This is a genomic window from Gordonia sp. NPDC003422 (assembly GCF_053588675.1).
Genome location: NZ_JBSFQL010000050.1, coordinates 1 through 11,913 on the forward strand (window position 1 = coordinate 1; position 11,913 = coordinate 11,913).

Consider the following 11,913-nt stretch of genomic DNA (forward strand, 5'->3'; position numbering starts at 1 on the left):
CCTGCGAGAACTCGAGTTGAGTTGGAGAACGCGAGTGCTGCAGCACTCGCGTTCTCCAATTCGGCTCCAGTTGTCGCGGGCGCCAGCCGCGCGGATGCCGCGTCAAACTCCAACCTCTGTGGGTACTCGTCTGCGGAGCGATGGGTTGGGTGACAACCGCGCCAAGGGTTGAGCCGTCCAGCCGACGTTCTAGCAGAAGGTGTCGCCTTCGCCGGGACGCGACGACCGACAATCGGTGACTGGGGTCGGGCCCGTCAGCGTCCGCTTCCGGGATGTTCCCGGACGACCACCGTCATGGGCCCGATCCTGCCCACCGGCCCTAACCCCACACTTCCCGCCTCCACGATCGTCGGCAACACCGACTGAGGGCCGCTGACTCGAGTAGCACCTGCCGGCGAGGCGAAAACTTCCGCTCACCAGCAGCTTCGAGGCTCTCACCTCGGCCGGCGGTGGCGAGACGGACGCCTACAACTTGTCGCCGGGTATGCCGCCCGCGGTCAGTAGGGTGACCCGACCGGCGCTGCCGCCGTAGTCGATGACGACGCGTTCGGTGGCGCCGCTGCCGATCTTGTCGACCACCTTGCCCAGGCCGTACTTGGGGTGGTTGTGGCGGTCGCCCACTTCGTAATTCACGTATTTGTTGCGCCCGCGAGCCGGATCGGCAGAATACGAGGACCGCCCACGACCGCCCGACATCGCACCCGACGAGAACGCCCCATCGCGGCCGAAGACACCCGACGACCCGCCGAAACCACTCGACGACCGACGCCGTTCGGTTTTCCGCCAGTCCAGTAGGTGCTGCGGAATCTCCTGCAGGAAGCGGGATTCCGGATTCGACACCGGCTGTCCCCAGGACGCCCGGGTGATCGCGCGGGTCAGGTACAGCCGCTCCTTGGCGCGGGTGATGCCGACGTAGGCCAGGCGTCGTTCCTCACTCAGTTCGGCCGGGTCACCCATCGCGCGCATGTGCGGGAAATGGCCGTCCTCCCAACCGGTTACGAAGACCACCGGAAATTCCAGGCCCTTGGCGGTGTGCAGCGTCATCATCGTGACCACACCCTCGCCCTCGTCGGGCACCTGGTCGGCGTCGGCCACCAGCGAGACCCGTTCCAGGAACGCCGCGAGCGACCCCGGCTCGGGCTCCCCCTCGGTGTCCCGGCCGGACTCCAGCGGATCGTCGTCCTCGTCGATCTCGCCGGCCGCCAACTTGGCCGCGTCCTGGCTGAACTCCTGTGCCACCGAGATCAATTCGTTGAGGTTGTCCAGACGCGCGCCGTCCTGCGGGTCGTTGGACGCCTCGAGTTCCGCGCGGTACCCGGTGCGTTCGACGATCGCGTCGACGAGTTCACCGATGTCGGCGCCTTCCTCGGTGGCGTCGATGTAGGCGACGTCCTCGTCGGCGTCACCGGCCGAGCCGAACCCGGTGAGGAAGTCGGTACGCAGACCCTCGATGAGGTCGACGAATCCGCCGATCTGTTTCACCGCACGGGAATTGAGCAGCGCCACCTTGCCGTCGGCCGCGTCGATCAGCGACTCGTAGAAGCTTCGGCCGGTGTTCTCCGAATGCACCGCGACGCATGCCTCGGCACGGTCGCCGATCCCGCGTCGTGGGGTGTTCAGGATGCGACGCAGACTCACCGTGTCGTCCGGGTTGGCGACCACCCGCAGGTAGGCGACCACATCCCGGACCTCTTTGCGCTCATAGAATTTGGTTCCGCCGACCACCTTGTACGGGATCCCGTGCCGAACAAAGACCTCTTCCACCGCTCGTGAGCCGGTGTTGGTGCGGTAGAACACCGCGATGTCGGAGTACTTGTGGCTCGACGACCCGCCGATCGAATAGTCGGTGAGATTCTCGATCTCCTTCGCGATGAACACCGACTCGTCGCGGTCGGAATCCGCGACGTAGCCGACGATCAGTTCACCGTCACCCGAGTCGGTCCACAGCCGCTTGTCCCGACGGTTCTCGTTGCGCGCGATGACCGCGTTGGCGGCCGACAGGATCGTCTGAGTGGAACGGTAGTTCTGCTCCAGCAGAATGGTTTCCGCGTTCGGGAAGTCCCGCTCGAACTCCTCGATGTTGCGGATCGTCGCGCCACGGAAGGCGTAGATCGACTGATCGGCATCGCCCACGACACACAATTCAGACGGTTGCACCCCACCCTGAGTGACGTGCTCCCCCACCAACTCACGGATCAGGACGTACTGCGCATGGTTGGTGTCCTGGTACTCGTCGACCAGCACGTGCCGGAAGCGGCGGCGGTAGTACTCGGCGACCTCGGGGTGCGCATGCAGCAGCGCCACGGTCTCGCCGATCAGATCGTCGAAGTCGAAGGCGTTCGCCGCGCGCAGGCGGCGTTGGTACTCGCGGTAGATCTCGGCGATCTTGAGCGCCGACGGCTCATCGTCGGCCGCCGCTTCGATCGCCCGCTCCGGGCCCACGAGTTCGTTCTTGTAGTTGGAGATCACCACCGCCACGCCGCGCGGACTGAACTTCTTCGGGTCGAGTTCGAGGTCGCGGATGATCATGCCGAGCAGGCGCTTGGAGTCGTCCGCGTCGTAGATCGAGAAATTCGAGTTCATCCCCTCGAGCAGCCCGGACTGGGCACGCAGGATGCGCACGCACGTCGAGTGGAACGTCGACACCCACATGTAGGTCGCCCGCGGGCCCACCAGGTCGATGACCCGCTCCCGCATCTCCGCCGCCGCCTTGTTGGTGAACGTGATGGCGAGGACCTGGCCGGGCGAGACATCTCGCGCGGCCAGCAGATAAGCGATCCGTCGGGTGAGCACCGCCGTCTTGCCGGAACCGGCGCCCGCAACGATCAGCAGCGGCGCCCCGGTGTGGAGCACCGCCGCACGTTGCTGCGGGTTCAACCCGTCGAGCAGGCGGTCGATCGCCGGATCGGATGGGGCTGCCGCACGCGCCTCGCGGGTGTCGGCGGACGGGAGAGAGGAAGTGCCAGTCATCGGTATTCGAGGTTACCCGCAGGCACCGACATCTCCTGGACGCACTCGCACAGTGCCCCCACGACGACACGGCATTCGGACGACCGACCGAACAAGCTACGTCTCGTCGGCTCCGACGGCTACGATATGCCCGGATCGACAGACTCTGGCGGCGCCATGTTGTTTCGGCGCTGGGATGCGGGACCAACGGGAGGAACAACCATGTCGAAGGCAGCTGGAGCGGTCATCCTGGCGGTGGGGGCGATAGCCGCGGTGATCGCGGTGGTGGTCTCCTTCATCCCGTTCAGTCATGCCGGGACCGCCGAGCCGACGGCCGCGTTCCGCGCGCAAAAGAGCCTCGACGAGGTGCTGTTCAAGCTCGCGTCGAGTCCCGCCGCGAAGTACACCGGCAGTGTGACGCAGCAGTACGGCGGGCAGAGCATCAAGTACGACTTCACCAACATGGTGGTGACCATCTCCAACAGTGCCGAGGGCACCATCTCGGTGAACGGCAACCAGGGTGAATACCGGCAGGTCGGCAACAGCCGCTTCGTCAACGCACCCGCCGGATTCTGGACCGCCGTCCTGACCTCCAACGAGAAGGAACGCAAGGATCTCGGGCCACTCGCCGGCAAATGGGTCGACTCGTCGCGCACCAGTGTCTTGCCGGTCGGAAACACCCTGGCGCCCGACATCCTCGCCGGCACCATCGGCACCGTGCCGGCCGACCAGGCACCCAAACTCGGCGCCATCGAGGTGGCATCGCCGAATCCCGGTCTGCCCGACGCACGTTTCTGGCCGGTGTCCGATCCGCCGGTCACCTTCGTCGGCGACAACGTCGTGAAGATCGGCCAGTGGGAGGTCACCTTCGATCCGAGCTCCAAGGTGGTCACCCATGTCAAGGGCACCGAGGTCACGGACGAGGGCTCAGACAAACTCACCACCACCTACGACCTCGACGTGGCGACGCAGTCGGCCGACGATGCGGCCAAGCTGTTCGCCAACCAGCGCGCGCTGGTCAACGATCTCGTCAACGTGCCGGCGCCGGGCTACACGGTGGACAGCCGTGCCGTGGCCTTTGTGCCCGGCGGGAACTGCACACGCGCCGCATGCCCGTTCACCTACACCGGTAGCGGCACCGTCTCACCGACCGCGACCGGCAGCGGCTATGTCAACTACGGAGTGACCGTCAACTTCACACTGAACGGTCGCCCGGCCGCCGCACCGTGCACGACGGTGATCCGCGCGGACTTCGGCACCACCGGTCGGGTGACGTGCGTGGCCCGCAACATCGTCGGCGAGGGCACCACGGTTCGTGGCGTCCCCACCTGGCAGTACCTGCCGTTCCGCACGAACACGGTCGACGTGCTGAACGACCAGATCAACAAGAACCAGGAGCGCACCAAGCAGCAGGTCACGTTTGTTCGTACCGGGTCCAAGCAGCCCGAGGCCGCCGCGTACGGGTCACCCCGTACCGGTCTGCCCAGCTACTACGCGATCCAGCGCGGCGACTACCTCTTCGACGGTCTCGGCCCGCTCGGTGACCTGCTGGTCACGTTCGCGCCCGGCTACAACTCGCACGTCGTCAACGGACAACTCGACCCGTCCTGGGCCGGTACCACCACCATCAAGGACCAGATCGGCAAGCAGGTCGCGGCCGCAAACGGCACGCGAGTCCTGTGGTTTGTCGCGGAGGCCAACACCGCGGTGGCTCTCTCGGCGTTGGTCCGCGAAGCCGGGCAGAGCGACAAGATCGAGGTGTCCTACGTCGATCCAGACCGCTGATCGGCACCGGGTCGGGCATGTCACTCGCCGAGGAAACGCGCCTCGACAACCTCCCCGACCCGGCCCACCCCGGTGTGCAAGACCAGCCCGGCGGTCAGCGGAGCCACGTTGACCGCCGACCCCTGACCGTCGAGCTGCACATAGACGACGTGCAGGCCGGGCTGCACGGTTGCCTTGACCCGCGCCCCCTCGTCCAGCCAGAATTCGACCTCGCCCGCACCGTTGGCGCAATAGCTCAACGCGATCGTCCAGCGCCACCGGATGAGCGGGCCGTCAAGTGCCAGCCGCTCGGGTGCCGACAACTCCGGTCGAGCACAACTGCCACGTCCCTCGGCGATGGCGCGACGCGGTGTCACCGCACCGGCAACGAGTTGCCCCGAGGTGTCGAGGACCTGTAGTCGGTCGGTGCTCGAGCCGAAGTCGGGTCGCTGCCTCAGCCGCCCGAAGGTGTGGCTGATCTGATTGTTCGGGTACGCCACCGGAAGCAGGATCTCCAGTGGGAGCGCCTGATCGAACATCGGATGATCGGTGCCCGCGGCCAGGCTGCGTTTGGCGGTGTCGAGGTAGTCGCCGGTCGGGTTGTCGCGCCACGAGTTCGAGAAGCCGGCCAATGACACGCTCGCCGACGCCACCGCCAGCCCGATGAGGACCACCACCGCAACGAGCCCGGTCGCCGGGGCGGTCGGTTCGGCGGGTTTCGTATGCCGACCACCCCGGGGATTCTCGTCGTCGGCAGGCACTGCGCCGGCGCGGGCGGGAGCCGCGATCAGCAGCGCGACGGCCGCAGCGAAGACCAGCGCGGTGTCGGGTAGATAGCGCATCGTCTGCGCCAGTTCCAGTGCGGTGTTGCTGCTCGACCGATTCCACATCACCGGCACTTGCGCGAGCACCGCATAGGCGGCGGCGAGGATGAGGATCGCCGCAGCTCCGCGCTTGCGGAGCAACGCCCAGATCGCCACCGCTGTGATCACCAGCCACCCGGCCAGGATCATCCACCACGACGCGAAACCCATGGGTGGGCTGGGATTCCACCGGTCCCATTCCCACGGGCCACCGACCAGCGAGGGCACGATCGCACGATTCACCGTCCGCCACACCAGCCGCGCGGTCTGTGCGGCCGAATGCACGCCCGCCGTCGCATCCGACACCGAGAAGAAGACGATCAGCCACACTCCGAAGATCGCGGCGAGCGCTCCCCACAGACCACGCGCGCGCGACACCGCCGTCGCCAGCGGACTGATCGGATGATCCTCGAACGCGATCGCCAGGGTCGCCACGACCAACGCGACCGGCAGGACGAACAACGACTTCTCGAAGAACGCGAGGGCGACCACGAAGACGATCGACGATCGGACGACGATGCGGCGGCGCTGCGCGGCGTCGGCGTCGGACCGGCAGGCCAGGACGGCGTCGCCCACGATCCACGCCATCGCCGCCTGCATCGGCAAGGTGTTCAGCCCGGCCGCCCACCAGGTGAAGGCAGGCACGGTCATCGGCGTGAACAGGTAGAACGTCAGGGCAGCCAGACCCGCCGCACCAGCGCGGGGCGCGATGATCCGGATCATGCGCCACACCGCCACCGATGCGATCGCCTGCCCGACGATGAGCGTGATGGCCGGTACCACCCAGTTGACCGGGGCAATCACCGTGGACAGGCCTGCCACCAGGAAGGCCGCCGGCATGAAGTGGCCGTCGTGGCTGTGACCCAGGTAGTCCCAGGACAGAATCGGCATCGTCGAGGCACGCCCGATGAGGATCAGGTCGTCCCAGTAGAAGCTCCCCGTCGCCACCAGAGCGCCGCGAACGACCAATGCCGCGATGATCAGGGCCGCCGCGATCGACGACACCGTTCGATTGGTCATCATGGCACCTATCGTCTCGTGTCCGTTCCGACCTGCCGCACTCGGTGGTGCCGAGTACCGGCGTGGCAAAATCGGGCGGGTGACCGACGACAGCAGCACCGCGCCCGTACCGTTCGACCAGACCATCGATCTCGAGCGGTATGAGCTGTCGTCCGAGGTGTCCGACCTGCCCGACGACATCGACTCGCTGCGCCTCGAGATCGACCGGCTCGACGCCGTCATCCTGGCCGCGGTCAAGCGGCGCTCCGCGGTGTCGAAGAAGATCGGCGCAGCACGTATGGCGTCGGGCGGCCCACGACTCGTCTACAGCCGCGAGGTCAAGGTACTCGAGCGATTCAAAGACCTTGGGCAAGAGGGCCATACGCTGGCGATGTTGCTGCTGCGACTCGGCCGCGGACCGCTGGGCCGGTGAACCTAGGGCGTGCCCTAGTCGTGAACACCTGTCGATGAGCATCGCGGCCCCCGCCCCGAACACATAGGGTAGGTAGCCATGAGCAGCGACGTGTCGAGCGGCGGTTTCACAGGCAGCGGAGAGTTCACCGGAAGCGACCATGGTGACATCACCGCCACCCAGTCGTGGCAGGCGCTCGCGGCTCATCAGCCGCACGTGTACGCGATGCATTTGCGAGAGGTGTTCGCCGTCGACCCCGATCGGGGCCGTGAGCTGACGGTCGACGTCGGAGATCTGCACATCGACTACTCCAAGCACCGTGTGCTCCGGGAGACGCTGGAACTGCTGTTCAGCCTCGCACGCGAGGTCGGGCTCGAGGACCGCCGCGACGACATGTTCGCCGGCGCCCACATCAACACTTCTGAGGACCGCGCCGTCCTGCACACCGCGTTGCGACTGCCGGCCGACGCGTCGCTCACGGTCGACGGTCAGGATGTGGTCGCCGACGTCCACGAGGTCCTCGACGCGATGGGCGTCTTCACCGACAAGCTGCGCAGCGGCGAGTGGAAGGGCCACACCGGCAAGGCGATCACCGACGTGGTCAACATCGGTATCGGCGGTTCCGACCTGGGCCCGGTGATGGTGTACCAGGCGCTGCGCCACTACGCCGACGCCGGCATTCGCTGCCATTTCGTGTCGAACGTCGACCCCGCCGACCTCGTCGGCACCCTCGCCGACCTCGACGCCGAGACCACGCTGTTCATCATCGCCTCCAAGACCTTCACCACGCTGGAGACCCTGACCAACGCCTCGGCGGCCCGCAGCTGGCTATTGGAAGAGCTGGGCGCCGGAGCCGACGCGGTCGCGAAACACTTTGTCGCAGTGAGCACCAACGCGACCGAGGTGTCGAAGTTCGGCATCGACACCGCCAACATGTTCGGCTTCTGGGACTGGGTCGGCGGACGCTACTCGGTCGACTCGGCGATCGGGCTGTCGGTGATGGCGGCCATCGGCAAGGACCGCTTCGCCGAGTTCCTCGACGGATTCCACGTCGTCGACGAGCATTTCCGGACGCAGCCCCTCGAACAGAACGCGCCGGTGATCCTGGGCCTGATCGGACTCTGGTATTCGAACTTCTGGGACTCGCAGACACGCGCGGTGCTCCCCTACTCCAACGACATGGCCCGATTCGCCGCGTATCTGCAACAGCTCACGATGGAGTCGAACGGCAAGTCGGTGACCGCCCAAGGGCATCACGTCACCACCGACACCGGCGAGGTGTTCTGGGGCGAACCCGGCACCAACGGCCAGCACGCCTTCTACCAACTGCTGCACCAGGGCACGCGGATGATCCCGTCGGACTTCATCGGCTTCGCCGAACCCACCGACGACCTGCCGGTGACCCCCGACGGCGCGGGCTCGATGCACGACCTGCTGATGAGCAACTATTTCGCCCAGACCAAGGTGCTCGCCTTCGGCAAGACCGCCGATGAGATCGCCGCCGAAGGTGTGGCCCCGAATGTGGTGGCGCACAAGGTGATGCCCGGTAACCGGCCGACCACGTCGATCCTGGCCCCCAAGCTCACCCCCGCGGTGGTCGGCCAGCTGATCGCCCTCTACGAGCACCAGGTGTTCGTCGAGGGCACCGTCTGGGGAATCAACCCGTTCGATCAGTGGGGTGTCGAGTTGGGCAAGACGCAGGCCAAGGAGTTGCTGGGCGTCATCACCACCGACGCCGCGCCCCCCGCCGCGGACGACTCGTCGACCGACGAACTGGTCCGGTGGTACCGACAGCATCGCGGCCGCGAGGCGTGATCGCAGGGCGCACGGTAACGGCACGTCCATCGTCGCCGATATGATCTATGTCACATCCCGGCGTCGAGATCGCGGCCCGGACGCCACCGCAGACACCGAGAGTCCGCCATGCGTAGCCGCCACCTTCTCCGCCGAATCCGACGCCCACTCGCCATCGCCGTCGGAATCATCACCGCCACAACGGGAATGGGCCTCGCCGCGACCACGGCGAACGCCGAACCACAGAACCGCACCGCGTCGTCGGCGCCTCTCTACACACTGGCCGACGGACTCTGTGCCGGCACCATCAGGATGCTCGCCGCACCCGGGCCGTACCGCCCGGGACAGGTATACGTGCAGGTAACGGGCGGTTTCCTCGGCATCTCCGGCACCAGTGCGCCGTGCCGGGTGGATGTCCGGGTCGACTGGCGCAACCTCACCCGCGGCACTCGCGGCACCCTCCGCGGCTGGGTCGCCGGCACCGGCATTCCGTCAGTCACCACTCACGGCATCGGCACCACCGTCACCACCGGGTCCGGCAGGGTGGAACTGCGCCTGCAGCCCGACCTCCCGCACCTGGCGATCGCGCCCATCCAGGTGACCGCAGATTGATCGCCTCAGACTGATCGCCTCAGCCGTCGCGCCAGCGCTCGTCGTCGAACACCTCGTCGGGAATCTCGTCGCCGGGTTGGACACCAAGCTGCTCCAGCCGCCCCATCAGCGCGGCGGCGACCGCGATGAACGTCACGAGATCCTCTGTCTCGGTGGATCTTTCGGCCGGATTACCACCCAGGAACTCGTACAGCGTCGGCGGCACGCACGCACCCATGTCGATGGTGTGAGTTCCGGTGGCGTCACGCCATGCATCGAAACTCGCGACGTCGACGGCCTCGGCGATCTCCCCGGAACGGATCGCGGCCAGCACCTCCTCGACCGTCGCGAGTTCTCCCGAATCGCCGCTCGACGCATCGAATCCGAGCACCGAGTCGTCGGAGATCTCCTCGTCGTCGGCGACGGTGAAGTACACGATGCCGCGCCAATCCGCGCCCAACGCCTCCACATCGTCACGCCCGAACACGTCCGTCAGCAGTTCACTGACCTGTTCACGCTTGCGCTGGCCGAACAACTGGAACGCGCCCGACGCCACGACTTGCCCCTGCTTGGTCGTCACCTCGGTAACCTTACGCAGCGTGAGGATTGATCGGATGGTGCGGCGCGTCGGGATCGCGGCAAGCGTGGCGATGCTGTTGGCGGTCGGGGCCTGCTCATCGACAACCTCCGACACCCCAGCCGGCGACAAACCTACGTCGGTGCCCATGTCGGCATCGGTGACCGTGTCCCGCGGCGTACCCGCGCGCACGGCGCCCGGCACCGGCCTCGATTTCGGTGCCACGGCCACGCTTCCGGCCGACGCCTTCGCCACGTCGGGCGCCCTCGCACTGTTCACGGTCACCGGGATAACACCCGCCGAGGGTGTGCCCGAAACCGCCACAAACGGCGGCGTCCCCTACTTCATCTACGTGACGGTGACCTCGCTGGCGAATCGGCCGTCAGCCGCACCGGGCGTGGTCGGGATCGCCGGGAGCCCCGACGGCCGGGCGGCAGCGCTCACCGTCCCACCACCCACGGGTCTGCCGTCGTGCACTGCGACCGCGAAGCCGGAACGAATGCGGCGCGGCGAGTCGTATGCGACGTGCCTGCTCGCCCTCGCCGACCCGGGGCAGAAACTGCAGCAGGTCATCTACTGGGCCGACACCTCCGGCGCAGACGCCTTCGACTACAAGACCTCGCCGGTGGTGTGGCGCAACCCCGCCGCCGTGGCGCCGAGCGGTTCACCCGCGCCGACGAGCTGAGCTGCCCACCGCTGGTCGATCTCGACACGGTGCCTCGCTCCGCTCGGTACCGGCTCGATCCGGCGGAGCCGACTCCGAGCCGCCAGGCCGCTGGGTTGAGGAGCACCGTGCGAGCGATAGCGAGTCCGATGCGTCTCGCAACCAGGCGTGGTGTCGAGACCACCGCACGGTTGACGATCCGGTCTCGACGGGGTCAGAGTTGATCCATGGAGTTCACGTCTCCAGCCGAGAGTTACGACAGTTTCATGGGGCGCTACACCCGCACACTTGCGCCCGCACTCGTCGACGCGGCCGGCGTGCGGGCGGGTTTGTGTGTACTGGACGTCGGTTGCGGGCCAGGCGGTCTCACGTCCACCGTGGCCGAGCGTGTCGGCGATCCGCGCCAGGTTGCCGCGATCGACCCGGCACCTCAATTCGCCGAGGCGTGCCGTGCCAGGAATCCGGGCGCCGACGTGCGGGTGGGTGTGGCCGAAGCGCTGCCGTGGGAGGACGACAGCTTCGACGCGGCACTCTCCTGCCTCGTCGTCGGATTCATGACCGACCCGGACGCGGGACTGGCCGAGATGGCCCGAGTCACCCGGCCGGGAGGACCAGTCGCCGCCTGTATGTGGGACCTCACCGAGGGCGGCATGATCATGCTCGAGACGTTCTGGGCAGCCGCCCGCGACCTCGACCCCGACGTCGTCGGTGAGCGTCTGCGTGCGGGAGTGCGCCGAGGCGACATCGCGCATCGGCTCGCCACGATCGGGCTCGACTACGTCGTCGACGGTGAACTGCACGCGAGCGTCGAGTACACCGACTTCGACGACTTCTGGATGCCGTTCACCTACGCGGTCGGGCCGGCCGGTTCCCATCTGGCCGGACTGGACGACGACAGCCGCGGGCAGATCCGCGAGGCCTGCCGTTCGAGGCTGCCCGACGGACCGTTCACGCTCGAAGCCCGTGCCTGGTTCGGGTGCGGAACTGTCCCACCCGCTGCGTGAGGTCTCGATCGCGGAGGTGGGAAGAGTGGACTGTCACCGAAGCGAGGCCGACACTGGCGACAGCAGGTGCTGAGTTGGAGAACGCGAGTGCTGCAGCACTCGCGTTCTCCAACTCGACTCGAGTCCTCGCTGAAAAAACTCCTCCCCTAGATTTTGCGGGCCGGGTGCAACCCTATTTCGCAGGTCAGAGCGTTGGTCACCGAACTCTTCGGATCAGCGACCCACCCGCCGCCTGCGGCGGCGATCGTGGAGGCGGGAAGTGTGCTCGGGTGGTCACCGCGGGTGGGGTGGCTGAT

9 protein-coding genes are annotated in these 11,913 nt (G+C 67.0%); 6 read left to right on the plus strand and 3 right to left on the minus strand.

Annotation, left to right across the window (positions count from 1 at the left end):
- Positions 1-465 precede the first annotated feature (465 nt).
- Positions 466-2,970, minus strand: a complete 2,505-nt coding sequence (locus ACWDTF_RS24335) for a UvrD-helicase domain-containing protein (RefSeq protein ID WP_449755212.1) — start codon at positions 2,968-2,970, stop codon at positions 466-468.
- Positions 2,971-3,171: 201 nt separating this feature from the next.
- Here ACWDTF_RS24335 and ACWDTF_RS24340 point away from each other — a divergent pair, with 201 nt between their 5' ends.
- Positions 3,172-4,734: a hypothetical protein gene (locus tag ACWDTF_RS24340; protein WP_449755213.1), complete on the plus strand. Its 1,563-nt coding sequence runs from the start codon at positions 3,172-3,174 to the stop codon at positions 4,732-4,734.
- 20 nt (positions 4,735-4,754) lie between these two features.
- Here ACWDTF_RS24340 and ACWDTF_RS24345 read toward each other — a convergent pair whose 3' ends face one another.
- Positions 4,755-6,599: a hypothetical protein gene (locus ACWDTF_RS24345; protein ID WP_449755214.1), complete on the minus strand. Its 1,845-nt coding sequence runs from the start codon at positions 6,597-6,599 to the stop codon at positions 4,755-4,757.
- A 76-nt stretch (positions 6,600-6,675) separates the two neighbouring features.
- Between ACWDTF_RS24345 and ACWDTF_RS24350 the strand changes: the two genes are divergently transcribed.
- The 3 genes from ACWDTF_RS24350 to ACWDTF_RS24360 all read left to right on the plus strand — a co-directional run bounded on the left by ACWDTF_RS24350 (position 6,676) and on the right by ACWDTF_RS24360 (position 9,393).
- Positions 6,676-7,008 carry a chorismate mutase gene (locus tag ACWDTF_RS24350; protein WP_449755215.1) on the plus strand — a complete coding sequence of 111 codons (333 nt, stop codon included), beginning with the start codon at positions 6,676-6,678 and terminating at the stop codon, positions 7,006-7,008.
- Positions 7,009-7,086: 78 nt separating this feature from the next.
- The gene (gene pgi / locus ACWDTF_RS24355) at positions 7,087-8,802 is read left to right on the plus strand and encodes a glucose-6-phosphate isomerase (protein WP_240856331.1); all 1,716 of its coding nucleotides are present in this window, start codon (positions 7,087-7,089) and stop codon (positions 8,800-8,802) included.
- 108 nt (positions 8,803-8,910) lie between these two features.
- Positions 8,911-9,393, plus strand: coding sequence for a hypothetical protein (locus ACWDTF_RS24360; protein ID WP_355275346.1), 483 nt, complete (start codon positions 8,911-8,913; stop codon positions 9,391-9,393).
- Between the two features lie 19 nt (positions 9,394-9,412).
- Here the strand turns inward: ACWDTF_RS24360 and ACWDTF_RS24365 are convergent, their stop codons facing one another.
- Positions 9,413-9,952: a hypothetical protein gene (locus ACWDTF_RS24365; RefSeq protein ID WP_240856529.1), complete on the minus strand. Its 540-nt coding sequence runs from the start codon at positions 9,950-9,952 to the stop codon at positions 9,413-9,415.
- Positions 9,953-9,971: 19 nt separating this feature from the next.
- Here ACWDTF_RS24365 and ACWDTF_RS24370 point away from each other — a divergent pair, with 19 nt between their 5' ends.
- Positions 9,972-10,634 (plus strand): hypothetical protein, encoded by a 663-nt coding sequence (locus tag ACWDTF_RS24370; RefSeq protein ID WP_449755216.1) that lies wholly within the window; start codon positions 9,972-9,974, stop codon positions 10,632-10,634.
- Positions 10,635-10,840: 206 nt separating this feature from the next.
- On the plus strand, positions 10,841-11,617 hold the full coding sequence (locus ACWDTF_RS24375) for a class I SAM-dependent methyltransferase (RefSeq protein ID WP_355275342.1): 777 nt from the start codon (positions 10,841-10,843) through the stop codon (positions 11,615-11,617).
- The last annotated feature ends 296 nt before the right edge of the window (positions 11,618-11,913 follow it).

Bases quoted from the DNA above. Each gene is read 5' to 3' on its own strand.
- ACWDTF_RS24335 (WP_449755212.1), bottom strand. From the start codon at position 2,970: ATGACTGGCACTTCCTCTCTCCCGTCCGCCGACACCCGCGAGGCGCGT.
- ACWDTF_RS24340 (WP_449755213.1), top strand. From the start codon at position 3,172: ATGTCGAAGGCAGCTGGAGCGGTCATCCTGGCGGTGGGGGCGATAGCC.
- ACWDTF_RS24345 (WP_449755214.1), bottom strand. From the start codon at position 6,599: ATGATGACCAATCGAACGGTGTCGTCGATCGCGGCGGCCCTGATCATC.
- pgi (WP_240856331.1), top strand. From the start codon at position 7,087: ATGAGCAGCGACGTGTCGAGCGGCGGTTTCACAGGCAGCGGAGAGTTC.
- ACWDTF_RS24360 (WP_355275346.1), top strand. From the start codon at position 8,911: ATGCGTAGCCGCCACCTTCTCCGCCGAATCCGACGCCCACTCGCCATC.
- ACWDTF_RS24375 (WP_355275342.1), top strand. From the start codon at position 10,841: ATGGAGTTCACGTCTCCAGCCGAGAGTTACGACAGTTTCATGGGGCGC.